Genomic DNA, 26,268 nt, shown 5'->3' with positions numbered 1-26,268 from the left:
GTCGGCGCGACCGCGGCGTTCGGAGCTCATCTCACGACCGGGCGACGGGGACCGGGACCGCGTCGAACACCTCGCGGATCGCGTCGTCGTGGTCGAGGCGGCCGCCGTGGTCCGCCCGCAGCACGATGCGATGCGCGAGCGCGGACGCCCCCACGTCCTTCACGTCGTCGGGGGTCGCGTAGTTCCGTCCCCGGGCGGCGGCCTGGGCCCGGGTCGCCGCGGCGAGCTGGAGCGTCGCCCGGGGCGACAGGCCGAGCTCGATGGCCGGGTGCCGCCGACTCGCCTCGGCGAGGTCGACGAGGTAGCCCTTGAGCGCGGACGCCATGTACACGGAGCGCACGGCGGCCGACATCGTCAGCACCTCCTCGGCGGACACGACGGGTCCGAGGGTGGCGAGCGCGTCGGAGGAGCCCTGGTCGTCGAGCATCTGCAGCTCGGCGGAGCGATCGGGGTACCCGATCGCGATCCGCAGCAGGAAGCGGTCCAGCTGGCTCTCCGGGAGGCGGTACGTCCCCTCCTGCTCGACCGGGTTCTGCGTCGCGATGACCATGAACGGGGGAGGGAGCGGCCGGCTGACGCCGTCGGCGCTGACCTGGCGCTCCTCCATCGCCTCGAGCAGAGCGGACTGGGTCTTGGGCGACGCCCGGTTGATCTCGTCGGCGAGGACGATGTTGGCGAAGATCGGCCCCGGCTCGAACCGGAACGTCTCGGTCGAGCGCGAGTACACGCTGACCCCGACGAGATCGGTCGGGAGCAGGTCGGGGGTGAACTGCACCCGTCGCCACGAGCAGTCGACCGATGCCGACAGCGCCTTCGCGAGGCTCGTCTTGCCGACTCCCGGGACGTCCTCGACGAGCAGGTGGCCCTCCGCGAGCAGGCAGATCACGGCGAGCTCGATCGCTTCCCGCTTGCCGCGGATCACCTCGGCGATGTTCGAGGTGATCGCGTCGAACAGGCGCGAGAACGTGCGGTGCGCCGCATCCGATGCCGTCGCGTCGGCGCTCATCTCGGTCGTCACGACGAGCAGGGTAGACCCATCCGGGCGCCGTTCCGGATCGGTGGGGGGGAACGGCGTCGACGTCGCGCCGCGGTCGGCCCCCGTCGCTACGATCCGAGCACCGTGAGCCCCGCAGCGTGCCATCCGTGAGCGACGACCGTGAGCCGACCAGCGTGAGCCCCGCGCCGTGAGCGACCACGCGCCGGACCGCCGGCGTGACGAGCCCCCGGTCCTGGCCGTCGCCGTGGAGCCCGCCCGCCTGTCCGCCGCCCTCGTCGACGACCGCGGCGAGGTCGTCGTCCGCGATCGGGTCTCGATGCCGGCGCGCGACGTGTGGCGGACGCTCGAGCGCCTCGTGCGCCGGGTCCTCGCGGCGGCGCCCACCTCGTCGGCCCCGTTCACCCGGGTGGGCGCGAGCTGCGTCGGTCCGGTCGACGAGCAGGCGGGGACCGTGTGGCCGCCCTACGTGGCGTCGTGGAGCTCCTTCGCGCTGCGCGACCACCTCGAGTCGCTCACCGACCGCCCGACGATCGTCGCCTCGGCCGGAGCCGCGGCGGCCGAGGCGGAGCGGTTGCACGGCGAGGCGGGGGCGGTGTCGAGCTACCTCGCCGTGGTGGCGGACGCGGTGGTCGGCTCGGCGTGCGTGATCGACGACGTGCGCCTGTCGGGCGCCCACGGGAACGCCGGGGCGATCGCCCACGTGACGGTCGACCCGCTCGGGCTGCCCTGCTGGTGCGGCGGATCGGGGTGCCTCGAGCCCTACCTGTCGTCGATCGCGCTCGAGGCCGAGCTGAACCGACCCCTGCGGCGGGCGAACGCCTCGACGATCGAGCGCGGCGGGATCATGCTCGGGCGCGCGATCGCGACGATGTGCGCGACCGTCGACGTCGACACCGTGTTCGTCACCGGGGGAGTGGTCGACGTGTTCGGCGACGCGCTGCTCCACACCGCCCGCCGCGAGCTCGCCGCGCGCTCGCGGCTGCCCAACCTGTCCGGCGTCACGATCGTCGAGCCGGTCGAGCACATCGGGCCGTCGGTGCGGGCCGCAGCGCTGGCACGCGGTCGAGGGCCGATGGCTACGATGGAGTGATGGATCCCACCTACTCACCCGAAGCCCAGGCGTACCGGGAGAAGGTCCAGGCGTTCCTCGCCGAGAAGCTGCCGACCGGCTGGCAGGGGACCGGTGCGCTCCCCCTCGACGAGCTGGAGACCTTCGTGGCGGAGTGGCGCGAGGTGCTCTTCGAGTCGAACTACCTGGCCCCGGGGTGGCCGACGGAGTACGGCGGTGGCGGGCTGACCCAGCTCGAGCAGGTGATCCTCGCCGAGGAGTTCACCCGCGCCGGGGTGCCGTCGGGCGGGCCCAACGACGCGTTCAGCATCCAGATGCTGGGCAACACCCTGCTGATGTGGGGGACCGACGAGCAGAAGGAGCACTACCTCCCCCGGCTGCTGCGCGGCGACGACACCTGGTGCCAAGGCTACTCGGAGCCCGACGCCGGCTCCGATCTCGGCAACGTCGGTCTGCGAGCCGAGCTCGACGGCGACGAGTGGATCCTCGACGGCCAGAAGATCTGGACCTCGGCGGGGCACCTCGCCGACCACATCTTCACCCTCGCGCGCACCGATCCCGGCGCCCCGAAGCACAAGGGGATCTCGTTCCTCCTGGTGCCGATGGACCAGCCGGGGATCGAGGTGCGCCCGATCGAGATGATCAGCGGCGACAGCGAGTTCAACGAGGTCTTCTACACCGATGCGCGGGTCCCCCGGGAGAACGTCGTCGGCGGCGTCAACAACGGTTGGGCGGTCGCGATGTCGCTGCTCGGCTTCGAGCGCGGCGAAGCGGCCGCGACCGCCCCGATCCGGTTCCAGGCCGAGTACGAGCGGCTGCAGGCGATGGCGATCGAGCGTGGTCTCGCCGACGACCCGGTGATCCGCCAGAAGCTCGCGTGGTGCCACTCGAAGGTGCGGATCATGCGCTTCAACGGGCTGCGCGTGCTGACCCAGTTCCTCCAGGGTCACCACCCCGGGCCCGACGCCGCGATCGGCAAGCTCTTCTGGAGCGAGTACCACAAGGTGGTCACCGAGCTCGCCGTCGACATCCTGGGGGCGGACGCGATGGTGGTCGAGGGCCGCAGGCCGTCGTCGTCGTTCTCGACCGACGACCCCGGCGCCGCGAACACCTCCGGCTCGTGGGTGACCACCTTCCTCAACGCCCGCGCCGGGACGATCTACGCCGGGTCCAGCCAGATCCAGCGCAACATCGTCGGCGAGATGATCCTCGGGCTCCCCAAGGAGCCGAAGCCGCAGTGACCTCCCCGTGATCCGCTCGGCGTACGCGATCGCCCGCCGACCCGAGCTGTGGGCGACGGCGTGGCGCCAGGCGCGGCTCACGGCGCCGCCGGGGTGGTGGCGCCGGAAGCCGTTCCTCCCGGTCCCCTCGGGCGACTACCTCCGGTTCCGGCTGCTCACCCAGTACGGCGACGCCTCGCACGGGTGGCGGAGCGACGACGTGGTCGAGCACCTCCGTTGGTGCCGTGACTGGCGCCGTGGCGCGTCGGGGCCGCGATGAGCCCCCGTCGGATCGGCTAGGTCCGGCGTGCAGGCAGCGCTGGTCCTGAACGCGTCGTACGAGCCGCTGAGCGTGGTGTCCGCCCGGCGGGCGACCTGCCTCGTGCTCGCGGACAAGGCCGAGATCCTCGCGGACGACGGCGCCCCGATCCGCTCGGAGACCCTGACCCTGCCACGGCCCTCGGTGATCCGGTTGCGGTACATGGTGAAGGTGCCCTACGCACGCCGCACGGCGATGTCGCGCCGAGCCGTCTTCGCCCGCGACGAGCACCGGTGCCAGTACTGCGGCGGGCGCGCCGACTCGATCGACCACGTCGTGCCGCGATCGCGTGGCGGGCCGCACACGTGGGAGAACGTCGCCGCCGCCTGCCGGGCCTGCAACCTCTCCAAGCGCGACCGGACCCCCGAGGAGGCCGGCATGCACCTCGAGCGGCCGTGCCGGGCACCGCGCTCGACGGCGTGGGTGGTCGTCTCGGTCGCCTCGATGCCCGATGCGTGGCGGCCGTACCTGGCGATCGCGTCGTGACGCCGGTGCGCCCAGGGTGACCGGCGTCGAGGTCGTCCGTCGGCGTTCGACCGCCGGGGAGTTCCACGCGCTGGCCGTCCCCGACCCGGCGACGTCGCAGGTGTGGGTGCACGAGGTCACCGCGCCCGCCCTCGTGCTGGGCTCGACCCAGTCGGACGACGACGTCGACCTGGCGGCCTGTCGACGGCGCGGGGTGGAGGTGGTGCGGCGGCGCAGCGGCGGGGGCGCCGTGTGGCTGGTGCCGGGCGAGGTCGTGTGGGTCGACGTGATCGTCCCGGCCGGGGGACCGGGCTGGTCCGACGACGTCCACGTCCCGATGGTGTGGCTCGGCCGCCACCTGCGTCGGGCGTTCGCCGAGCTCGGGGTGAGCGACGTGGTCGTCCACGACGCGCCGATGGTCCGCACCGCCGCGTCGGCGGTCGTCTGCTTCGACGGCCTCGCTCCGGGTGAGCTCACGCGCGGTGGAGCGAAGCTCGTCGGGACGAGTCAGCGTCGGGTCCGCCACGCGGCGCGGCTCCAGTGCTGCTGGTACGTCACCCACGACCACGGCGATCTCGTCGAGTTGCTGGCGACCCCCGTCGACGTCGGGGCCCTGCGGGCGGTGGCCACGGTCGACGCCGAGGTGGCGCACGCCCTCCCGGACGCCCTCGTGCGCTCCCTCCGGGCGCCCGACGGCCTCGACTGACCCGTCCCGCCGGTCGGTCACCTGCGACGGGAGCGCCACGCCCGCCCGGCTGCGAGGTCGCTGACTGGTTCTCTCTGCGCGGTCAAACCGTCGCCTTTCGTGAAGTTCCTTGCCGAGATGTGGGGGCAGATGTTGACGACGGGGGAGGATGGGGGCATGATGGGGCCGCCTGGGGGAGTGTCCCGTCGATCCCGGGCCGTCGAGCGGTGAGCGCGCGACGCATGGCAGGTCCACGGGGGCGTCGAGGCAGGAAGACGGGTTCGGGTACGTGTTTGTCGGTGTGTACGAGCGTCAGCTCGACGAGCGGGGACGGGTCGCGCTGCCCACGGCGTTCCGCTCGAGCATCGGCGAGCAGTGCTACCTCACCTACGGCGACGACGGCTGCGTGCGGATCATGTCCGACGAGACCTTCCGCAGCGAGGCCCAGGAGATGATCGACGCGGTCAAGGCCGGGACCGTCTCGCGCAGCCGTCAGCGCGCGTTCGCTTCCTCGGTGGTGGCGGCCGGGCTCGACAAGCAGGGCCGGCTCGTGGTCGACCAGCGGCTCCGGGACCACGCCGGGATCGCGCCCCAGGAACCCGTCGTCGTGCTCGGATCGCTCGACCGGATCGAGATCTGGGAGCCCGGCCGCTACGAGTCCGAGGAGTCGGCGGGCAAGGACGAGATCGCCGGCGAGATCGGAGCGCCTCGATGAGCGGCTTCGAGCACGACCCGGTGATGGTCGCCGAGATCGCGGAGATCTTCGACGCGGTGCCTCCGGGGACGATCGTCGACGCCACCCTCGGCGCCGGAGGGCACAGCGCGGCGCTGCTGGAGCGGCGTGCCGACATCGACGTCATCGGCATCGACCGCGACGCCGACGCGATCGCGGCGGCGCGAGAGCGACTCGAGCGCTTCGCGGACCGGGTCCGGACGAGCCGCTGCCGCTTCGACGAGATCGACGTGGCCGTCGCCCGCCACGGGGTGGGGTCGATCAGCGGGGCGCTGTTCGATCTCGGCGTGTCGTCGCCGCAGCTCGATCGCGCCGAGCGGGGCTTCTCGTACCGCTCGGCGGGTCCGATCGACATGCGGATGGACGATCGCCAACGGTGGTCGGCCGCCGACGTCGTCAACGGCTACGAGCGCGACGAGCTGGCGCGCGTCATCCGCCGACACGGCGACGAGCGCTTCGCACGCCGCATCGCCGACGCGATCGTCGGCGCACGCCCGGTCGAGTCCACGACCCAGCTCGCCGAGGTCGTCACCTCGGCGATCCCCGCGCCGGCGCGCCGCACCGGCGGCCACCCCGCCAAGCGCACGTTCCAGGCGATCCGCATCGAGGTCAACTCCGAGCTCGAGGTCCTGCCCGACGCCCTCGACCGTGCGATGGCGGCGACCGTCACCGGAGGCCGGGTCGCGGTGCTCTCGTACCACTCGGGGGAGGATCGCATCGTCAAGGAGCGCTTCGCCGTCGCGGCCGGGGCCTGCGACTGCCCGCACGACCTGCCCTGCGTGTGCGGCGCCGTGCAGACCGTGCGCATCGTGCGTGGCGTCGCCAAGCGGGCGAGCGCGACCGAGCAGGCGGCGAACCGGCGCTCGGCGAGCGCCCGGCTGCGCGTCGTCGAGAAGATCGATCCCACCCCGAAGGCGGAGCGCTGATGGCGATCGTCGCGCCCCGGCCCGCCGCGGATCGCCGGCCCGACTCCGACCTCGACCTCGACCTCGACGCTCGGGTCGCGGGCGGTCGCGACCTCGAGGGTCGATCGGGGGCGTCGCCGAGCTCCCGGCCCGACCTGCGCATCGTCGGCCGGCGTCGCCGGTGGCCCGCCGTCGTCGGCGGGTTCGCGCTCACCCTGGTGATGGTGGCGATGCTGGGCGCCGCGGTCTTCCACACGCAGCTCGCGGAGCGCCAGCTGACGATCGACCAGCTCGAGCGCGACGTGCGTGACGAGCGTCGCCGCTTCGACGAGCTGCGCCGCGATCGAGCGGTCCTGCGCTCCCCGCAGCGGATCGGGGTGGCGGCGCTCGAGCTCGGCATGGTGCACGGCGAGACGAGCCGGTTCGTCGAGGTCGACGCCGCTCGCCTCGCGACGCAGATCGCGGCCGCCGGCGTGGCCGACGACGACACCCGGCGGATCATCCTGGACGCCGACCCGCTGGATCAGTTCCGCGACGTCAAGGCCGTCTCGGTGGAGGCGCCGTGACCGCGTCCCGGCCCCCGCTCGTGAAGGACCGCCGGCCGGTCGAGGACCGTCGCCGCTCCCACCGCTCGCACCCCGCGGCGCGCCGCGCGGCCCGAGGTTCGCCCGGGTCGCCGCGCGGCTCGGCTCCGCCTCGCCGCTCCCCGGCGGGTCCCGCGCGCCGTCCCGCGCCGCCCCGACCGCGGATCACGGCGCCCTCACCCGACGAGCGCGCCCGTCACGCTCGCTCGGGGGTGCCCCGCATCCGGCTGCTCACCGCCCTCGTCGTGCTCTCCGTCATGCTCGCGGCGATCGTCGCGCGCGTCGCGATGCTGAAGACGTCGGACGCCGAGTCGTTCCGCACGGCCGGCACCGAGCAGTGGACGCGCACGATCCAGATCGTCCCCCAGCGCGGCACGATCTTCGACCGCCACGGCAACGAGCTCGTGATCTCGGTCCCGGCGGCGGCGATCTCGATCAACCCGAAGCTCGTCGACCCGGGGTCGGACACGATTCGCCTGCTCGCCGACCTCCTCGCCCTCGATGCCGAGACCGTCGACGGCCTCGAGCGCGAGGTCGCGCTGCGCGAACGGGGGTTCGTCTACGTCGCCCGACAGGTCGACGCGTCAATCGGCGACCAGATCGACGCGCTCAACCGCGCCGGGGTCAACGTGGACCCCGAGGCGCGGCGCGAGCTGCCGGGCGGCCAGACGGGCGCATCCGTCCTCGGACGGACCGACATCGACGGGAACGGGATCGCCGGGCTGGAGCTGCAGTACGACGCGGCGCTGCGCGGGCGCGGCGGGTCGATGACGCGCGAGATCGCGCCGGAGGGCCGCACGATCCCCGGATCCGAGACGGTGTCGGAGCAGCCCGTCGCTGGCGACGACCTCGTGCTGACGATCGACCGCTCGATCCAGTACTCGACCGAGCAGGTGCTGCTCGATCGCGTCGCCGAGATCGGCGCACGCGGCGGGCTGATCGTGGTGATGGACACCGACACGGGCGAGATCTACGCCAACGCCTCCGTGCGCCGCGACCCCGACTCGGGCGAGCCGGTCGTCACCAACGGGAACTTCGTCGCGGTCGACAGCTACGAGCCCGGTTCGGTCGCCAAGGTGATCACGGTCGCGGGGGCGCTCGACGCCGGTTCGGTCAGCCCCGACACCACCTTCACCGTCCCCTGGAAGAAGGTGTACGCCGACGACGAGCTCACCGACTCCCACGAGCACCCGACCGAGGTGATGACGGTCTCGGACATCCTCGTCGAGTCGTCGAACATCGGCACGATCGGGATCCAGGAGCGGATGGGGCGCTTCGTCCACTACGATTACATGACCGAGTTCGGGCTCGGGTCGACGACCGCTCTCGCGTTCCCCGACGAGTCGGCCGGCATCTTCAAGCCGGTCGACCAGCTGTTCGGCAGCGAGCGCGTCACCGTCGCCTACGGGCAGGGGATGTCGAGCACGCCCATCCAGATGGTGACCGCGATCAACACGATCGCGAACGGCGGCGTCCACGTCGAACCCAAGCTCGTCCGGGCGACCGTCGGACCCGACGGCACGACCGACGAGCTCCCGGCGTCGCCCACCCGTCGGGTGGTGTCGCAGGAGGCGGCCGCGGCGACCAGCGAGATGATGCGGCGGGTCGTGTGCGACGAGGACGGCACAGCGACGCGCGCCGCGGTGCCGGGGCTCTCGATCGCCGGCAAGACCGGCACCGCGTTCAAGGCTGCCGGCAACGGCACCTACTTCGACGACGAGGGTGGGCGCATCTACTACGCGAGCTTCGTCGGGTTCTTCCCCTCCGACGACCCGCAGGTCACCGTCCTGGTCGCCCTCGACGAGCCGCCGTCGGAGAGCGGTGACCGATTCGGCGGCACGGCCGCGGCTCCGGTGTTCGCGCAGCTCGCCCCGAGCCTGATCCACGAGCTCGGGATCCAGCCCGCCGACGGCAGCGTCGGGTGCGAGGGCTGAGCGGTGGCATCCGACACGACCGACGCCGCCGACGCTCCCGGCCCCGCTGACGCCGCCGGCACGACCGCCGCGACGTCCGGGGTCGCGCCGGTGACCGTCGGCGCCCTCGCGTCCCGACTCGAGGACAGCGCCATCGCGGCGCGGATCGTCGGGGACGGGGCCGCCACCGTCGTGGGCGCCACCCACGACTCGCGTGCGGTGGGCCCGGGCCAGCTGTTCGCGTGCCTGCGTGGGGAGTCGTTCGACGGTCACCGCTTCGCCGGGGCCGCCGTCGAGCAGGGGGCCGGAGCCCTCCTCGTGGACCACGACCTGGGCGACGAGGCCGCGGGACGTGCCCAGATCGTCGTCGACGACACCCGGCGCGCGGTCGGCCACGTCGCTTCGCTGGCGTGGGGAGATCCCAGCAGGGAGCTCGCCACCGTGGGGATCACCGGAACCAACGGCAAGACGACCACGGCGCAGATCGTCGCCGCGATGCTCGACGCCGCCGGCCGCTCCGCCGGGGTGATCGGGACCCTCCACGGGCCGCGCACCACCCCCGAGGCTCCCGAGCTCGCCTCCACCCTGCGCGGCTTCGTGGCGCGTGGTGAGCGTGCCGCGGTGATGGAGGTGTCGAGCCACGCCCTCGCGCTGCACCGCGTCGACGGCACCCGCTTCGACGTGGTCGCGTTCACCAACCTCGGGCACGACCACCTCGACCTCCACGGTTCACCCGAGGCGTACTTCCGAGCCAAGTCGGCGCTGTTCGACGCCGCCTTCGCGCCGGTCGCGGTGATCGACGTCGACGACCCCCACGGGAGCGTCCTCGCCGACGCCGTCGGCGACCGCACCGGCCCGGGAGCGATGCGCGTCGTCGAGGTCTCGGTGGGCGACCTCGACGAGCTGTCGGTCGGCGTGGCGTCGCACTCGTACCGCTGGCGCGGCCGGCGCGTCGAGGTTCCGCTCGGAGGGGACTTCAACGTGGCAAACTCGCTCCTGGCGGTGTCGATCGTCGCCGAGCTCGACGTCGATCTCGACGCGGCGCTGGGTGGGCTGTCGCGCCTCGAACCGGTCCGGGGCCGCTTCGAGGTCGTGGCGTCGCCGATCGCGGACGAGCGCGGGGTCACGGTCGTCGTCGACTACGCGCACACCCCCGACGGCCTCGAGCGGGTGCTCGAGGCCGCTCGTGCGGTGGCACGGGGACGCGTCGTGGCGGTGTTCGGCTGCGCCGGGGGGCGCGACCGCGAGAAGCGACCGGTGATGGGTCGGATCGCCGCCCGGCTCGCCGACGTCGCGATCGCCACCTCCGACAACCCCCGCGGCGAGGACCCGGTCGCGATCCTCGACGAGGTCGTCGCCGGGGTCGAGCCCCGCGACCGGTCCACGGTGACCGCGCAGCCCGATCGGCGACTCGCGATCCGCGAGGCGCTCGCGGTCGCGCACGACGGCGACGTCGTGGTCATCGCCGGCAAGGGGCACGAGCGCACCCAGGACCTCGGCCACGACGTCATCGACTTCGACGACCGCGAGGTCGCCCTCGAGGAGCTCCACCCGTGATCGCGATCCTGCTCGCCGCCGCCGTCTCGACCCTGGTGTCGCTGTTCGGCACCCGCTACCTGATCGTGTTCTTCCGCACCCGCGGCCGCGGCCAGCCGATCCTCGGCAAGGAGGACCTCGGCCCCGAGCACCACATGGGCAAGCAGGGGACCCCGACGATGGGCGGCCTGGCGATCGTCGGCGCGGCGTTCGTCGGGTGGTTCGTCGCGCACGTGCGGCCCGACTTCCCGTTCGCGACGCAGTCCCTGATCCTGTGGGTCGGGGTCCTCTTCATGGCCTCGATGGGGTTCCTCGACGACTACATCAAGGTCCGCAAGGCGCACAACCGCGGGATCTTCTGGAAGCAGAAGAACTACATCACCATGCTCGCCAGCTTCGCGATGGCGTGGTGGCTCGTCGCGGGGACGGGCATCTCCGAGACGATCTCGGTGACCCGCGCCGAGGAGCTCGGCTTCGAGGTCCCCACGGTCGTGTGGATCCTGTGGGCGGGGGCGATCATCTGGGCGACGACCAACGCGGTGAACGTCACCGACGGCCTCGACGGCCTCGCGTCGGGTTCGGCGATCATGGGCTTCGGCGCGTTCGTCATCATCTCCTACCTCACCTTCCGCAACGAGGACCTCTACCCCTCGGTGGTCAACCCCCTCGACCTCGGGGTGTTCGCGGCCGCCTTCGCGGGGGGCTGCCTCGGGTTCCTGTGGTGGAACGCGGCGCCGGCGCGGATCTTCATGGGCGACGTCGGAGCGCTCGCGATCGGCGCCGCGCTCGCGTTCCTCGCGCTGACGACCAACACCCAGCTGCTGCTCGTCCTGCTGTGCGCGATCAACGTGATGGAGGCCGGATCGGTGGCGCTCCAGATGGGGGTGTTCAAGGCATCGGGCCGCACCCGTCGGCTCTTCCGGATGTCGCCCATCCACCACCACTTCGAGCTGATCGGCTGGCCCGAGACCACCGTCATCATCCGCTTCTGGTTGATCTCGGCGATCGCCGTCGGTCTCGCCCTGGGGATCTTCATCGCCGACTTCTCGAGCCTGTCCGCCGGCGGGGGGCTGTGAGGGCGCTCGTCCACGGCCTCGCGGTCGCCGGCGCGTCCACCGTGCGCGCCCTGCGGCGGCACGGGTGGGAGGTGGTCGTCTCCGACGACTCCGTGACGGCTGCCCGCGCCGAGCTGGCGCGCCAGCTCGACGTCGAGCTGCTCGAGCGACCCGACCTCGCAGCGCTCGGGCGGGTCGTGGCGAGCTGCGACGCGGTGTGCCCGGCTCCCGGGGTCCCCGAGACGCACCCGCTGATCGGCGTCGCCGGCGACGCCGGGGTCGAGATCGTGTCGGAGATCGAGCTGGCCTACCGCTGGGAGCAGGACCGACCGGGCGGGCCGCGCCCGATGCTCGCCGTCACCGGCACCGACGGCAAGACGACCACGACCCTGATGGCGGTCGAGATGCTGCGCGCGGCGGGCGTGGCGACCGTCGACGCGGGCAACACCGACACCCCCCTCGTCGACGCGATCGCGGCCGACGACCTCGACGCGTTCGTCGTCGAGTGCACCAGCTTCCGCCTCGCGTGGACGCCGACCTTCCGCCCCGACGCCGGAGCGTGGCTGAACCTCGCGCCCGACCACCTCAACTGGCACACCTCGATGGCCTCGTACGCCGGCGCGAAGGAGCGCATCTGGGTCAACCAGCGCGGCGACGACGTCGCGATCGGCTCGATCGCGGACGCCGCCGTCGTCGAGGCGCTCGGGCGCGCTCGGGCTCGTCGACGCACGTTCGGCGAGGGCGGGGACTACCGCACCGAGAGCGACGGCTCCGACACCGCGGTCCTGGTGGGGCCCGGGGGCGCGATCTCGACGGTCGCAGCGATGCGGCGCAGCCTGCCCCACGACGTGACCAACGCGCTCGCCGCCTGCGCGCTCGTGCTCGAGACCGGGCTCGCCGACGCGCGCTCCGTCGAGCGGGCCCTGGGGTCCTTCACCGGCCCCTCCCACCGCCTCGAGTGGGTCGGGAGATGGGACGGCGTCGACTGGTACGACGATTCCAAGGCCACGACGCCGCACGCGGCCGCCGTGGCGATCCACGCATTCGACCCCGTCGTGCTGATCGCCGGCGGCCAGGACAAGCACGTCGACCTCGCCGAGATGGCCGTCGAGCGCGAGCGGGTGCGCGCCGTTGTCGCGATCGGCGAGACGCGCGACGCGATCGCCGCCGCCTTCGACGGCGTCGCCATCGTCGAGACGACCGAGCACCTCGACGTCGCCGTCGAGCGGGTCGGAGAGATCGTCCGTCCGGGCGACACCGTCCTGCTGTCGCCCGGGTGCGCCAGCCTCGACCAGTACGGATCCTTCGCCGAGCGCGGCGAGCGGTTCCGCGACCTGGTCACCGAACTGAACGGAGCGCCCTAGATGCCGACCAGCACCACCGTCGCGCACGGCGCGTCCCGCGACGTCGCCGCGAGCACGACCACCGCCGGGACGACCGGCACCGCCTCGCGACGCGCCACGACGGCCACCGCCTCCACGTCGGCACGGTCCGTGCAGGACCGCCGTCGCGACGCGCTCGAGCGCCTCGGCGTCGAGCCCCACGAGCGCGCACCACGACGCGCCGGCGTGAGCCGGCGCACCCCCGCGACGGAGCGCGAGCGCCCGGAGCGCCGCCGGCTCCGACGTGAGATCACGCTGTCGGGCCTCACCGGGATCGCGACGCGCCGCGAGCGCGACGAGCCGACCCCGCGACGGGCCCCGAGCGCCGGGCCGCCTCCGGGGGTGTGGTACGGCATCGTCGGGGTCGTCGTCGTGTTCGTCATGCTCGGGCTCGTGATGGTGCTGTCGGCGTCGGCGATCACCGAGGCGAACCGCGACCGGTGGGCGTACAACGTCTTCGTTCGCCAGTCGTTGTGGGCCGGCCTCGGCCTCGTCGGGCTCGTCGTCGCGGCGAAGGTCGACTACACGTTCTGGAGGAGGTTGGCCCTCCCCGTCGCCGTCGTCGGGGTGGCCGCGATGATCGTCCCGTTCGTGCCGGGGATCGGGGGCAGCGTCAACGGCGCCCGCGCCTGGATCCGCGTCGGTGGTCTCAGCATCCAGCCATCGGAGTTCCTCAAGCTCGCCGTGGTCCTGGTGACCGCCGACCTGCTCACGCGCCGGCGCGCTCTGCTGAACCACCGCCGGGCCACCCTCGTCCCCCTCGCGCTCATCGGGACCGTGGGCGCGGGCCTGTGCATGGCCCAGGGCGATCTCGGCTCCGCGATCGTGCTCGGTTCGATCGTGTTCGCCACCGCGTGGGTCGCGGGCGTCCCCGCTCGCCCCCTCGCGTCGATGGTCGCCGGCGCCGCGACGATGGGCGCGTTCTTCGTCGTCTCGAGCCAGGCCCGTCTGGACCGGTTCACCGCGTTCCTCGACGTCGACGGCAACAAGGACCGCCTCGCCTGGCAGATCTACCAGGGGTACGTCGGGATCGCCTCCGGCGGTGTCGGGGGATCCGGGATCGGGGGGTCGAAGACGAAGCTCGGGTACCTGCCCTACGCCCACAGCGACTTCATCTTCGCGATCGTCGCCGACGAGCTGGGGCTGATCGGCGCGGGCGCCGTCATCGTCGGGTTCGTGATGCTCGTGTGGTTCGGGGTGCAGGTCGCGCTCGCCGCTCCGGACCGCTTCGGGATGCTGCTCGCCGGCGGCATCTCGTCGTGGCTCGGCGTCCAGGCGGTGGTGAACCTCGGGGGGGTGACCGGGTTGATGCCCGTCACCGGGCTCACCCTGCCGTTCTTCTCCGCCGGGGGCAGCTCGCTGTTCGTCTCGATGGTCGCGGTGGGCCTGGTGCTGAGCGTCGCGCGCCGCATCCAGCTCCGACCATCGTGACCGAGTCCACGGGCCCCGAGCCCGATGACCCCGGGTGCTTCGCCGTCGTCACGGGCGGTGGGACGGCGGGCCACGTGCTGCCGGCCCTCGCCGTCGCCGAGGCGCTCGTCGCCGCCGGTCGCGCGCCGGGTGAGATCCACTACGTCGGCTCGCGGCGTGGCATCGAGACGCGGTTGGTGCCCGAGACCGGGCACGGGCGCACCTTCCTCGACGTCGTCGGCGTCCAGCGCTCGCTGAGCCGTCGCAACCTCGCGTTCCTGCCGAAGATGCTCCGGGCGCGCCGCGCCGCGCTCGGGCTGCTGCGCGAGCTGCGCCCGCGGGTCGTCGTGAGCGTGGGCGGCTACGCGAGCCTGCCGGCGGTGCTCGCCGCGCGGTCGCTGGGCATCCCCGTCGTGGTCGTCAGCTACGACCGGCGCCCGGGACGCGCGAGCCAGCTCGCGGCGCGCTTCGCCGCCGCCAGCGCGGTGGCCTTCGAGGGGTCCTCGCTGCCGAGGGCGGTGGTCACCGGCGCCCCGATCCGACGATCGGTGCTCCAGGTGGATCGCGACCGCGATCGCACGGCGGCGCGCCGCCGCCTCGGTCTGCCCGTCGACCGCTTCGTCGTCGCGGTCATGGGAGGGTCGCTCGGGTCCGGGGTGCTCAACGCCCAGATCGACGCCCACCTGCGCGAGCACCGCGCCGACGCCGGTCTGGCCGTCCGCCAGGTCGCCGGCGAGCGCTTCGTCGACGACGTCGCCCGCATCGAGCCGCCCGACGGCTCCGACGGCGTCCTCCACCAGGTGATCGGCTACGAGTCCGACATGGCGGCGGTGTACGCGGCGGCCGACCTGCTCGTCGGTCGGGGAGGCGCGAGCACCGTCCACGAGGTCGCCGTCACCGGGGTGCCGTCGGTGCTCGTGCCGTGGTCGGGCGCCGCCGACGACCACCAGCGCGGCAACGTCGAGTGGCTCCGCGAGGTCGGCGGCGCGGTGATGCTCGGCGAGGGCGAGCTGGGTCGCCTGGGCGCCGAGATCGAGCGCCTGCGGGCCGATCCCGACGCCCGCCGAGCGCTCGAGCGCGCGGCGCGCGCGCGCGGTGAGGTCCACCGATCGGGAGCGATGGCCGGATTGATCGAACGGGTCGCCGTAGTGTCGGGAGGGTGACCGCGATGGAGACACGGCCGGTGCCGAGCGCCCCGCTCGACCTCTCGATCCCGCACCGGCTGCACGTCGTCGGCGTCGGCGGGCCGGGGATGAGCGCGATCGCGATCGCGCTCGCCGAGATGGGCCACGACGTGTCGGGGAGCGATCTGCGCGACCACCCCGTCCTCGAGCGGGTTCGCGCGGCGCGGGTCGAGGTCACCATCGGCCACGACCGCGCGCTCGTCCACGGGGTCGACGCCGTCACCGCCTCGAGCGCGATCCCCCAGCGGAACATCGAGCTCGACGAGGCGCGCTCGACGGGGGTCGCGGTGCTGAGCCGGGCGGGGATGCTCGCGTCGATCTGCGCCCAGGCGAAGTCGGTCGCGGTCGCCGGGACCCACGGCAAGACGACCACCACGTCGATGCTCATGCTGATGCTCGCGGCCGGCGGGTTGCGTCCGAGCTTCGTGGTCGGCGGCGACGTCACCGATGTCGGGACCGGAGCGCAGTGGACGCGCGGCGAGTGGCTCGTCGTCGAGGCCGACGAGAGCGACGGGACGCACCTCGAGCTCCCCCTCCGCGCGACGATCCTGACCAACGTCGAGGTCGACCACCTCGACCACTTCGGGTCGTTCGAGGGGATCGTCGACGGCTTCGACGCCTACCTCGCCCAGGTTCCGGGTCCCAAGGTGGTGTGCTCCGACGACCGGGTCGCCGCCGAGCTCGGACGTCGCCACGGAGCGACGACCTACGGCCACGACGAGGGAGCCGACGTGCGCGCCGTCGACGTGCGCGCCGTCGAGGGCGCCTTCGTCTTCGGCATCGAGCGTGCGGGGGAGCGGCTGGGGACGATCGAGCTGCCGATGCGCGGGATCCACAACGTGGTCAACGCCACGGGGGCGGTCGCGATGGCGCTCGAGCTCGGCGTCCGCTTCGACGACATCGCCTCGGCGCTCGCCCGCTTCGGCGGGGTGGCGCGCCGCTTCGAGGTGCGCGGGGTCGACGGCGGAGCGACCTTCGTCGACGACTACGCCCACCTGCCCTCGGAGATCCGCGCCGTGCTCGCCGGGACGCGCCACAGCGGCGACCGATGGGAGCGCGTCGTCGCCGTCTTCCAACCCAACCGCTACAACCGGATGGCGGAGATCTGGCGCGACTACGGCGATGCCTTCGCCGATGCCGACGTCGTCGTGCTCACCGACATCTACTCCTCCGGCACCACCCCGATCCCCGGGGTGACCGGCAAGCTGGTCGTCAACGCGGTGACCGAGGCCGACCCGCGCAAGCGGGTGGTGTGGCTCCCCCAGCGCTCCGACCTGATCGACTTCGTCGCTCGCGAGGCACGCTCGGGCGACCTCGTCGTGTCGATGGGGTGCGGCGACATCGCCACCCTGCCGTCGGAGGTGCTCGATGCCCGCCGCCGCTGACCCCGGTCTCGACGGCGACGTGTCCGTCGAGTCGGACGCCGTCGCGCACGCGCTCGGAGAGCTCGGCGACGTCGCGCTCGCCGGTGCGCCTCTCGGCGCCCTGACGACGTACCGCGTCGGCGGGGTGGCCGAGGTCCTCGTCCGACCGCGCGACGCCGACGAGCTGGCACGGGTGGCGGCCGTCGCGTCGGCGACCCGGCTTCCGGTGCTCGTCCTCGGCCGCGGCTCGAACCTGCTGGTCGCCGATGCCGGCTACCGCGGCATCGTCGTGTCGCTGTCGGAGATGTCGGCGGGGATCGACGTCGACCGCGGCGAGCGCACGGTGCGCGCCGGCGGGGCCGTCCTGCTCCCCGTGCTGGCCCGACGCCTGGCGGCGATCGGGCTCGTCGGCTTCGAGTGGGCGGTCGGGGTCCCCGGCTCGATCGGCGGGGCGGTCCGGATGAACGCGGGCGGCCACGGCTCGGACATGGCCGCGTCGCTCGTCGACGCCACCGTCTGCGACCTCGACACGGGAGCCGTCGCCTCCGTCCCCGCCGCCGATCTCGGCCTCCGGTTCCGGGCGAGCGCGCTGGGCGACTCGTCGGCCGTGGTCGATGCCCGCCTCCAGCTCACGCCGGGCGACCCCGTCCGGGCGAAGGCCGAGCTGTCCGAGATCGTCGCCTGGCGTCGCGCGAACCAGCCGGGCGGGCAGAACGCCGGCTCGGTCTTCGTCAACCCGGTCCCCGGGGAGGTCAGCGCCGGGGCCCTGGTCGACGGCCTCGGGCTGCGCGGTCTGCGGATCGGGTCCGCCAGCGTCTCGGAGAAGCACGCGAACTTCATCCAGGCCGACGAGGGGGGATCCGCCGACGACGTGCGCGCGCTGATGGACGAGGTGCGCGACCGCGTGGAGCGCGGCACCGGCTACGCCCTGCGCAGCGAGATCCGCCTGGTCGGCTTCGACGACGACCACGACGGGGCGCGGCGGCGATGAGCCGCTGGCGACGTCGGCGCGAGGCGCCCGATGACGGCGTGATCGCGCCACCCGAGGAGCAGCGGTTCTCCGACGTGAAGCTCGTGAAGCGGCCCGACAACACCCGCGACGTCCTCGCCGAGCTCTCGGCGGCGTTCGGTGACGACGACGAACCCGTGGCGCGTGCGGCGGCGAGCGCCGCCACCGCCGACACCGCGGCCACCGAGCGAGACGAGGCGGACGGCCCGGCGGACCGCGACGATCCGCCGGAGACGGCGAGCACGGATCACCCGGCGCCCGCCGCCGGCGCGGCGCCCGGGGGAGCCGACGGCGCAGCCCGGGGGGTCGTCGACGACGCCACCCGGGGGGTCCCCCTCGACGCGACGGGGCCGGGTCCCGCCGCCGCCAAGGGAGCGGCCGGGGACGCGGACGCGACCGGCGCCGCCGACGTGACCGGGACCGGGGACGCGACCGGCGCCGCCGACGTGACCGGTGCGGCGGACGCGGTCGCCGTCGGGGACGCGACCGGTGCGGCGGGCGCAGTCGCCGTCGGCCGGGAGCCGGACGGGTCCTCGGCGCCCACGGCCCCGCCGGAGCGCAGCGGCGCCGTCACCACGATCGCGATCGGCGGCGACGACGGGCTCCCCGATGCGCGGTACCTCGACGAGGAGCTCGATCCCGACGACGGCTCCGACACCGTGTTCATCGACGACGACGGCATCGGTGACGCCGTGCTCCCGAAGGACGCCACGGGGCCCGGGATCGAGCCCCGGCTCCGCCAGCGACGGATCGGGGTCCGTCGCGCCGAGGGGAGGCGGCGCCTGCTCTGGACGACGGCCGTCGTGGTGGTGGTCGCCGCCGTCGTCGCCACGCTCGCCGTCCTCGGCTCGTCGTGGTTCGCCGTCGACGACATCGAGCTCTCGGGGTTCGAGTCCGCCGACCGCGATGCGGTCGAGTCCGTGGTCGCGGACCTGCTGGGAACCCCCGTGCTGCTCGTCGACACCGACGACGCGGAGCGGCGACTGGAGGCGATCGCCTGGGTCGAGAGCGCGCGCGTGCGCACCGACTTCCCCCGCTCGGCGTCGGTCGAGCTGCGCGAGCGGACCCCCGTCGCCACGGTGCGCGGGGTCGACGGGCGGTTCCGCATCCTCGACGTCGAAGGACGCGTCCTCGACGTGATCGACGGTCAACCGGTGGCCTTCGTGCTGATCGCTGCCCCCCCGGTCGACGATCTCGAACCCGGCGACTTCGTCGGCGTCGGGCACGCCGCCGCCGCTGCGCTCTCGACCAAGCTGACCCCGGCGATCCGCTCGCGGCTGGTCTCGATGTCCACCACCCCGGACGGCTCCGACCTCCGCCTCGTGCTGTCGAACGACCCCGGGCCCCGGATCGAGGCCCGCCTCGGCGCCGCGGTCGGGGACAACGACCAGCTCGAGCGGCTCGTGCGGCTCCAGCTCCTGCTCGACGACGTGATCGGGACCGACACCACCGTCATCGACGTCGCCACCGGCGAGGCGACCGTGCGGTGACGGGCCGTGCCCGCGGACCCGGGGTGAGGCGGCTTCCCCCGTCGCTCGCCGACTCGCGTCCGCGGGATGGTCTCCGGCCCCGCTAGCGTCCCTCCGCGGCGTCGACAGACCTGTCAGACTGCCCAACGAGTTCAGCCACATGCACGTACACCCGAACGAACACGATGTCGCGCCCGCCGCGACCACCTGGAGGATCCACTGATGGTCGGCACGCCGCAGAACTATCTCGCCGTGATCAAGGTGATCGGGGTCGGTGGGGGTGGCGTGAACGCCGTCAACCGGATGATCGACGCCGGTCTGAAGGGGGTCGAGTTCATCGCCGTCAACACCGACGCGCAGGCCCTGCTCATGAGCGACGCCGACGTCAAGCTCGACATCGGGCGCGATCTCACCCGTGGGCTCGGGGCCGGCAGCGACCCCGAGGTCGGGCGCGAGGCGGCCGAGTCGCACCGCGACGAGATCGAGGAGATGGTGCGCGGCGCGGACATGGTGTTCATCACCGCCGGCGAGGGCGGCGGGACCGGCACGGGTGCCGCCCCCGTGATCGCCGAGGTGTCTCGCGAGGCCGGGGCGCTGACCATCGGCGTCGTCACCCGCCCGTTCTCGTTCGAGGGTCGGCGGCGGTCGGTGCAGGCCGACAACGGTGTGCAGAAGCTGAAGGAGAAGGTCGACACCCTCATCGTCATCCCCAACGACCGGTTGCTGTCGGTCGCCAACGACAAGACGAGCGTGCTCAACGCGTTCAAGATGGCCGACGAGGTGCTCCTGCAGGGAGTGTCGGGCATCACCGGGTTGATCACCACGCCGGGCCTGATCAACACCGACTTCGCTGACGTGAAGGCCGTCCTCAAGGACGCCGGCACCGCGCTCATGGGGATCGGCCAGGCGAGCGGAGAGGAGCGCGCCGTGTCCGCCGCCAAGGGCGCGATCTCGAGCCCGCTGCTGGAATCCGCGATCGACGGCGCCCGCGGCGTGCTGCTGAACATCACCGGACCGTCCGACATGGGCCTGTTCGAGATGAACGAGGCGGCCGAGATCATCCACGGCGTCGCCCACCAGGACGCGCTCATCATCTTCGGCACCGTGGTCGACGACGAGATGGGCGACGAGGTGCGGGTGACCGTGATCTCGGCGGGCTTCGACCGGGCGGACGGCACCTCCACCGGCGGCGTCCGCACGATCGGGGAGGCCGACCAGCCGCGCACCTCGCCGACTCGGATCACCGAGCTGTTCGGCGAGGACGAGCCCGATCCGCTCGCCGACGACGACGACTTCGACGTCCCCTCGTTCCTCAAGTGATCTGAGCGTCGCCGCCGTGGTCGACTCCCGCCACGCATCGGCGACGGACGTGTCGGCGAACGACGTGTCGGCGAACCTGGCGGCGGTGCGCGCCCGGATCGAGGCGGCCCGCGTCGACGACCGCCCGATCGAGGTCACCGCGGTGACCAAGGCCAAGCCCGAGTCCGTCATCGGTCTCGCCGTCGACGCCGGGTGCACCGCCATCGGTGAGAACTACGCCCAGGAGCTCGTCTCCAAGCGGGGCGCGATCGAGGCGATCGACCCGGCTCGACGCCCGCGGGTCGACTTCATCGGGCAGCTGCAGTCGAACAAGGTGCGCCAGCTCGTCGGCCTGGTCGACCGCTGGTGCACCGTGGACCGGATGTCGCTCGTGCGCGAGCTCGCCAAGCGCGCCGAGGGGGCCCACGTCCTCGTCCAGGTCGACACGAGCGGCTCGACCGGCAAGGGCGGGTGCTCGCCCGACGCGGTCGCCGACCTCGTCGGTGCCTGCCGGGACTCGGGGCTCGTCGTCGACGGGTTGCTGAGCGTCGGACCCACCGAGGGCGGGCCGGCCGCCGCGGAGCCGGGCTTCCGGTTGGTGCGCGCCCTGGTCGACGACCTCGCCCTCGTCGTGTGCTCCATCGGGATGACCGACGATCTCGAGGTCGCCGTCGCGGCCGGGTCGACGAACGTGAGGATCGGTTCCGCGCTGTTCGGTCCCCGGCCCGGCACGCAGGAGCCGGCGGACCCCGAGGTCCGCCCGGTGGGCGACCGGCGCGGCTAACCTCCGGCGCTCGGGAGGAAGACATGTCACTCTGGAAGAAGACCATGGACTACCTGGGTCTTGGTCCCGACGACGCCTACGACGACTACGACGACTACGACGAGCCGGAGGCCCCGGCCCGTCAGTCGCGCACGTCGCGCGAGGCGGAGCCGCAGAACGGCCGCGGCCGTGGCGGTTGGGAACCCGAGCCCGACCCCACGGTCCGCCCCGTCGCGCCACGACCGAGCTTCCCCTCCCGCGACTTCGACGCGTCGTCGGCCTCGCGGCGACCGGCCCAGAGCCAGCAGCCGCCGGCCGGCCGAACCGACGACTCCGGGGTCCAGATCCGGCCGAGCACCTCGGAGCCGACGTCGCAACCCCAACTGCGCAGCATCCAAGGAGGCGCCATGGAACCGCACACGGTCCGACCACGACGCTTCGACCAGGCCCAGGAGGTCGCGGACGCGTTCAAGGGCGGGACGCCGGTGATCATGAACCTCGAGGGGACCGAGCGCGACGTCGCCCGCCGACTCATCGACTTCGGCAGCGGCATCTGCTACGCCCTCGACGGGACGATGGAGAAGGTCGCGACGGGCGTGTACCTGCTCAAGCCGCCGGCGTCGCGCCCCGTGCGCTACGACGACTACGACGACTGAGGCCCGGTCCCGGGGACCTCCCGGAGCACCGCGCAGAACGGAGAACGAGATGGACATCAGCCCGCAGCGGGTCCGCACCGCCGAGTTCGACACCGTCAAGCGCGGTCTCGACCCCGACCAGGTGCGCGGCTTCCTGACCGAGGTCGCCGCGGAGCTCGAACGAGCTCAGAACCAGTCGACGGCGATGGAGGCGCGTGCGCGTGCCGCGGTCGCCCGGCTCCAGGAGCTCTCCGAGGGGACGGTCGCCGCGGCGCCGGCCCCCGCCGCGGAGCCATCGGCTCCCGCCGAGGCGGCCCCCGTCGAGGCGCCGCCCGCGTCGGAGCCGGCGGCCGCGCAGGTGACCGCATCGGTCGACGAGGCCGAGACGATCAGCCGGACCCTCCTGCTCGCCCAGCGAACCGCCGACGTCACCGTGGCCGAGGCGATCGCCGAGGCCGAGCGAATCGCCCGCGACGCCGAGCAGGAGGCGAACCGCAGCCTCGACTCGACGCGCGAGCTGTCGACGCGCATGCTCGACGACGCGCGCGAGGAAGCCCGTCAGGCGGGTGACGAGGAGCGCAAGCGCGTCGAGACCGAGGTCGACTCGCTGTCGGCCCGACGCGAGTTCCTCGAGGCCGACGTCGATTCGCTGGAGGCGCACCTGTCGAACGAGCGGATCCGCCTGCGCGAGGCCGCCACGACGCTGCTCGACATCACCGAGCGGGTCCCCGGCGGGCTCGGCGAGGTCCGCCGGCCCGTGCTGTCGGCCTCGGAGACGTCGGCACGCGACGTCGACCCCGGCGATCGGGCGGATCCGTCGTCGACCCCGGATCGCGACGACTCCGACGACGGCGTGGCCGACGTGACCGTGATGGGCCACGACGAGCCCGACGTCGACGTGCACGTGCGCGCCGAGGAGGCCAGCGGGTCCCGCGACGGTGAGCACGGCGGGTGGGGCGGCGGCGGTGCCGGCGACTCCGAGCCCGTCGCGGACGGGCCGACGATCCGCGGCGACGAGCCCGATCCGCTGCTGCGCGGCAACGACTGAGCGGCGCCCGAACCCGCCCCGGTGTCACGGTGCGGGATCGGTAGCCTCGCTCGGGTGCCGTACCCGAACGTCGATCCGCAACCCGACTTCCCGACCCTCGAGCGCGGCATCCTCGAGCGCTGGGAGGCCGATCGGACCTTCGAGGCCTCCGTCGAGGCGCGCGACGCCGGGTCGGACGGCTCCAACGAGTTCGTGTTCTACGACGGGCCGCCGTTCGCGAACGGGCTGCCCCACTACGGGCACCTGCTGACCGGGTTCGTCAAGGACGCCATCCCCCGCTACCGCACGATGCGCGGCGAGCGCGTCGAGCGCCGCTTCGGCTGGGACTGCCACGGCCTCCCCGCGGAGGTGAAGGCCGAGCAGGAGCTCGGGATCTCCGGCCACCCCGAGATCACCGAGTACGGCATCGACGCGTTCAACGACGCCTGCCGCCGCAGCGTCCTGCAGTACACCGACCAGTGGCGGTCCTACGTCGGGCGCCAGGCGCGCTGGGTCGACTTCGAGAACGACTACAAGACCTTCGACCTCTCGTACATGGAGAGCGTGATGTGGGCGTTCGCGACGCTCCACGAGAAGGGCCTGATCTACGAGGGCTTCCGGGTGCTCGCGTACTGCTGGCGCTGCGAGACGCCGCTGTCGAACACCGAGACCCGCATGGACGACGTCTACCGCGACCGCCAGGACCCCGCGCTGACCGTGGCGTTCACGCTGGAGACCGGGGAGCGGATCCTCGCCTGGACGACGACGCCGTGGACGCTGCCGGCGAACCTCGCGCTCGCCGTCGGTCCCGACATCGAGTACTCGATCGTCGAGCTCGAGGGGTCGCGCTACGTGATCGCCGAAGCCCTGCGCAACCACTACGACGCGGAGCTGGGCTCGGGGCGCGTGGTCGAGACCGTGATGGGTCGCGACCTGGTGGGCCGTCGCTACACCCCGCTCTTCCGCGATCTCGCGGACTCCGAGGCCCACGACACCTCGGCGGCGTTCCAGGTGATCGGTGCCGACTTCGTGTCGGTGGACGACGGGACCGGCATCGTCCACCTCGCCCCCGGCTTCGGCGAGGACGACCAGGTCGCGTGCAACGAGGTCGGCATCCCGACGCTGTGCCCGATGGACGAGCACGGGTGCTACACCGCCGAGATCCGCGACTTCGCCGGGCGCCACGTGTTCGAGGCCAACCCCGACGTGATCCGGGCTCTGAAGGATCGCGGCGACCTCGCGCGGGGCGGGCCCGTGGTGCGCCACGCGACCTACGACCACTCGTACCCCCACTGCTGGCGGTGCGCGCAGCCCCTCGTGTATCGGGCGATCTCGTCGTGGTTCGTGGAGGTCACCGCGTTCCGCGATCGGATGGTCGAGCTGAACCAGCAGATCAACTGGCAACCCGCCCACATCAAGGACGGCAGCTTCGGGAAGTGGTTGGAGAACGCCCGAGACTGGGCGATCAGCCGCAACCGGTTCTGGGGGTCGCCGATCCCGGTGTGGCGCTCCGACGACCCCGACTTCCCGCGCATCGACGTCTACGGCTCGATCGCGCAGCTCGAGGCCGACTTCGGCGTCGAGGTGACCGACCTGCACCGCCCCTTCGTCGACGACCTCGTGCGCCCGAACCCGGACGACCCGTCGGGGACGGCGATGATGCGCCGGGTCCCCGAGGTGCTCGACTGCTGGTTCGAGTCGGGGTCGATGCCGTTCGCCCAGGTCCACTACCCCTTCGAGAGCACGGACTGGTTCGAGCACCACTACCCCGGCGACTTCATCGTCGAGTACATCGGCCAGACGCGGGGGTGGTTCTACACGCTCCACGTGCTGGCGACGGCGCTCTTCGACCGGCCGGCGTTCTCCAACTGCGTCAGCCACGGGATCGTGCTGGGCGACGACGGCGCGAAGATGTCGAAGTCGCTCGACAACTACCCCGACCCGCAACTGATGTTCGACAGCCACGGTGCGGACGCGATGCGCTGGCACCTGCTCAGCTCGCCGATCCTGCGCGGCGGCGACGCGATGGTCACCGAGTCCGGGATGCGCGAGACCGTGCGCCAGATCCTGCTCCCGCTGTGGAACTCGTGGTACTTCCTCACGCTGTACGCGAACGCCGCCGGACGGACCGGGCGCGTCCGGACCGATTCCGACGACGTCCTCGACCGCTACGTGCTGGCCAAGGCGCACGCCCTGGTCGGCGACGTCACCGAGGCGATGGACGCCTACGACCTGTACGCCGCGTGCCAGCACGTGCGCACGTTCCTGGACGTGCTCACCAACTGGTACGTGCGCCGCAGCCGCGCGCGGTTCTGGGAGGGCGACGCGGACGCGATCGACACCCTCCACACCGTGCTCTCCGTCCTGACGCGACTGGCGGCCCCGCTGCTGCCGTTCGTGACCGAGGCGATCCACTCCGGGCTGGGGTCCGCCTCCGACGGCGAGTCCGACACCTCGAGCGTCCACCTCACCGACTGGCCCGCCGGTGATGAGCTCCCGGCCGACGACGCGCTGGTGGCGTCGATGGACCTCGCCCGGGACGTCTGCTCGTCGACGCTCTCGGTGCGCAAGGCCCACGGTCGGCGCGTCCGGCTCCCGCTGCGATCGCTGGTCGTGGCCACCCCGGACGCCGATGCGCTCCACGACTTCCGCGACCTGATCGCCGACGAGGTGAACGTGCGCGAGGTCGAGCTGACGACCGACGTCGGCTCGGTGGCGGTCGAGGAGCTCAAGCTGGTGCCGGCTGCGCTGGGACCCCGCCTGGGCAAGGACGTCCAGAACGTGATCCGCGCCCACAAGCAGGGTGACTGGCAGGTCGTCGGGTCGACGGTGACCGTCGGCGGCGTCCCCCTCGAGGAAGGGGAGTTCCGCCTCGAGCAGGTGGCGGCCGACGACCAGGCGAGCACCGGCCTCGGCCAGCACCCCGGAGTCATCGCCCTCGACACGGAGGTGACCGAGGAGCTCGAGGTGGAGGGGCGTGCGCGCGACCTGGTGCGGGCGGTGCAGCAGGCCCGGCGCGAGGCCGGTCTCGACGTCTCGGACCGGATCGAGCTCACCGTGATCGGCCCCGCCCCCGTGCTCGACGCGCTCGACGCGCACCGCGATCTGGTGACGGGCGAGACGCTCTCCACGCGGGTGCGGACCGAGCCCGTCGACGGTGCGTCGACCGGCACCACGGTCCACGTCGCGCGGACGGACGCCCGGTAGAGTCCGGCGCTTCACACCGCCCGATCTTGACGGAGAGC

The 26,268-nt window shown here is 73.0% G+C and carries 23 protein-coding genes; 22 read left to right on the top strand and 1 reads right to left on the bottom strand.

Going from position 1 to position 26,268, the window contains the following annotated elements; genetic code table 11:
• Window positions 1–31: 31 nt before the first annotated feature.
• Window positions 32–1,018, bottom strand: a complete 987-nt coding sequence (locus ACOOHC_RS11050) for an AAA family ATPase (protein WP_420450462.1) — start codon at window positions 1,016–1,018, stop codon at window positions 32–34.
• 166 nt (window positions 1,019–1,184) lie between these two features.
• Between ACOOHC_RS11050 and ACOOHC_RS11045 the strand changes: the two genes are divergently transcribed.
• The 22 genes from ACOOHC_RS11045 to ileS all read left to right on the top strand — a co-directional run bounded on the left by ACOOHC_RS11045 (window position 1,185) and on the right by ileS (window position 26,230).
• Window positions 1,185–2,087, top strand: a complete 903-nt coding sequence (locus ACOOHC_RS11045; protein ID WP_420450461.1) for an ROK family protein — start codon at window positions 1,185–1,187, stop codon at window positions 2,085–2,087.
• Window positions 2,087–3,307, top strand: a complete 1,221-nt coding sequence (locus ACOOHC_RS11040) for an acyl-CoA dehydrogenase family protein (protein ID WP_420450460.1) — start codon at window positions 2,087–2,089, stop codon at window positions 3,305–3,307. The genes ACOOHC_RS11045 and ACOOHC_RS11040 overlap by 1 nt, the downstream gene beginning before the upstream one ends.
• Window positions 3,308–3,314: 7 nt before the next feature.
• A complete protein-coding gene (locus ACOOHC_RS11035; protein WP_420450459.1) occupies window positions 3,315–3,566 on the top strand; it encodes a hypothetical protein in 252 nt (83 codons plus the stop codon).
• A gap of 27 nt (window positions 3,567–3,593) precedes the next feature.
• Window positions 3,594–4,091 (top strand): HNH endonuclease, encoded by a 498-nt coding sequence (locus ACOOHC_RS11030; protein ID WP_420450458.1) that lies wholly within the window; start codon window positions 3,594–3,596, stop codon window positions 4,089–4,091.
• Between the two features lie 16 nt (window positions 4,092–4,107).
• On the top strand, window positions 4,108–4,776 hold the full coding sequence (locus ACOOHC_RS11025) for a lipoyl protein ligase domain-containing protein (RefSeq protein ID WP_420450457.1): 669 nt from the start codon (window positions 4,108–4,110) through the stop codon (window positions 4,774–4,776).
• Window positions 4,777–5,044: 268 nt separating this feature from the next.
• Window positions 5,045–5,470 (top strand): division/cell wall cluster transcriptional repressor MraZ, encoded by a 426-nt coding sequence (locus ACOOHC_RS11020; RefSeq protein ID WP_420450456.1) that lies wholly within the window; start codon window positions 5,045–5,047, stop codon window positions 5,468–5,470.
• Window positions 5,467–6,414, top strand: a complete 948-nt coding sequence (rsmH, locus tag ACOOHC_RS11015; protein ID WP_420450455.1) for a 16S rRNA (cytosine(1402)-N(4))-methyltransferase RsmH — start codon at window positions 5,467–5,469, stop codon at window positions 6,412–6,414. Before ACOOHC_RS11020 ends, rsmH begins: the two co-directional genes overlap by 4 nt.
• Window positions 6,414–6,959: a hypothetical protein gene (locus ACOOHC_RS11010; RefSeq protein WP_420450454.1), complete on the top strand. Its 546-nt coding sequence runs from the start codon at window positions 6,414–6,416 to the stop codon at window positions 6,957–6,959. The genes rsmH and ACOOHC_RS11010 overlap by 1 nt, the downstream gene beginning before the upstream one ends.
• Before the next feature lie 230 nt (window positions 6,960–7,189).
• Window positions 7,190–8,911, top strand: coding sequence for a peptidoglycan D,D-transpeptidase FtsI family protein (locus ACOOHC_RS11005; protein ID WP_420450453.1), 1,722 nt, complete (start codon window positions 7,190–7,192; stop codon window positions 8,909–8,911).
• Between the two features lie 3 nt (window positions 8,912–8,914).
• Window positions 8,915–10,447, top strand: a complete 1,533-nt coding sequence (locus ACOOHC_RS11000) for a UDP-N-acetylmuramoyl-L-alanyl-D-glutamate--2,6-diaminopimelate ligase (RefSeq protein ID WP_420450452.1) — start codon at window positions 8,915–8,917, stop codon at window positions 10,445–10,447.
• Window positions 10,444–11,502 carry a phospho-N-acetylmuramoyl-pentapeptide-transferase gene (gene mraY / locus ACOOHC_RS10995; protein ID WP_420450451.1) on the top strand — a complete coding sequence of 353 codons (1,059 nt, stop codon included), beginning with the start codon at window positions 10,444–10,446 and terminating at the stop codon, window positions 11,500–11,502. The genes ACOOHC_RS11000 and mraY overlap by 4 nt, the downstream gene beginning before the upstream one ends.
• Window positions 11,499–12,845, top strand: coding sequence for a UDP-N-acetylmuramoyl-L-alanine--D-glutamate ligase (gene murD, locus ACOOHC_RS10990; RefSeq protein WP_420450450.1), 1,347 nt, complete (start codon window positions 11,499–11,501; stop codon window positions 12,843–12,845). The genes mraY and murD overlap by 4 nt, the downstream gene beginning before the upstream one ends.
• On the top strand, window positions 12,846–14,294 hold the full coding sequence (gene ftsW / locus ACOOHC_RS10985; protein WP_420450449.1) for a putative lipid II flippase FtsW: 1,449 nt from the start codon (window positions 12,846–12,848) through the stop codon (window positions 14,292–14,294).
• Window positions 14,291–15,436: a UDP-N-acetylglucosamine--N-acetylmuramyl-(pentapeptide) pyrophosphoryl-undecaprenol N-acetylglucosamine transferase gene (locus tag ACOOHC_RS10980; RefSeq protein ID WP_420450448.1), complete on the top strand. Its 1,146-nt coding sequence runs from the start codon at window positions 14,291–14,293 to the stop codon at window positions 15,434–15,436. The genes ftsW and ACOOHC_RS10980 overlap by 4 nt, the downstream gene beginning before the upstream one ends.
• 5 nt (window positions 15,437–15,441) lie before the next feature.
• Window positions 15,442–16,842, top strand: coding sequence for a UDP-N-acetylmuramate--L-alanine ligase (murC, locus tag ACOOHC_RS10975; RefSeq protein ID WP_420450447.1), 1,401 nt, complete (start codon window positions 15,442–15,444; stop codon window positions 16,840–16,842).
• Window positions 16,826–17,812, top strand: a complete 987-nt coding sequence (gene murB / locus ACOOHC_RS10970) for a UDP-N-acetylmuramate dehydrogenase (protein ID WP_420450446.1) — start codon at window positions 16,826–16,828, stop codon at window positions 17,810–17,812. The genes murC and murB overlap by 17 nt, the downstream gene beginning before the upstream one ends.
• 38 nt (window positions 17,813–17,850) lie before the next feature.
• Window positions 17,851–19,320 carry a cell division protein FtsQ/DivIB gene (locus tag ACOOHC_RS10965; protein WP_420450445.1) on the top strand — a complete coding sequence of 490 codons (1,470 nt, stop codon included), beginning with the start codon at window positions 17,851–17,853 and terminating at the stop codon, window positions 19,318–19,320.
• 201 nt (window positions 19,321–19,521) lie between these two features.
• Window positions 19,522–20,619: a cell division protein FtsZ gene (ftsZ, locus tag ACOOHC_RS10960; RefSeq protein ID WP_420450444.1), complete on the top strand. Its 1,098-nt coding sequence runs from the start codon at window positions 19,522–19,524 to the stop codon at window positions 20,617–20,619.
• Window positions 20,620–20,635: 16 nt separating this feature from the next.
• Window positions 20,636–21,382 carry a YggS family pyridoxal phosphate enzyme gene (locus ACOOHC_RS10955; RefSeq protein WP_420450443.1) on the top strand — a complete coding sequence of 249 codons (747 nt, stop codon included), beginning with the start codon at window positions 20,636–20,638 and terminating at the stop codon, window positions 21,380–21,382.
• Window positions 21,383–21,405: 23 nt separating this feature from the next.
• The gene (locus tag ACOOHC_RS10950) at window positions 21,406–22,017 is read left to right on the top strand and encodes a cell division protein SepF (RefSeq protein ID WP_420450442.1); all 612 of its coding nucleotides are present in this window, start codon (window positions 21,406–21,408) and stop codon (window positions 22,015–22,017) included.
• 49 nt (window positions 22,018–22,066) lie between these two features.
• The gene (locus tag ACOOHC_RS10945) at window positions 22,067–23,044 is read left to right on the top strand and encodes a DivIVA domain-containing protein (protein WP_420450441.1); all 978 of its coding nucleotides are present in this window, start codon (window positions 22,067–22,069) and stop codon (window positions 23,042–23,044) included.
• Window positions 23,045–23,098: 54 nt separating this feature from the next.
• Window positions 23,099–26,230: an isoleucine--tRNA ligase gene (gene ileS, locus ACOOHC_RS10940; protein WP_420450440.1), complete on the top strand. Its 3,132-nt coding sequence runs from the start codon at window positions 23,099–23,101 to the stop codon at window positions 26,228–26,230.
• Window positions 26,231–26,268 lie beyond the last annotated feature (38 nt).

Origin of the sequence: Ilumatobacter sp., assembly GCF_965215205.1 — a bacterium.
Lineage (GTDB): Bacteria > Actinomycetota > Acidimicrobiia > Acidimicrobiales > Ilumatobacteraceae > Ilumatobacter_A.
The sequence above is the reverse complement of the archived record's forward strand: the minus strand, read 5'-3'. Positions and strand labels throughout refer to the sequence as shown.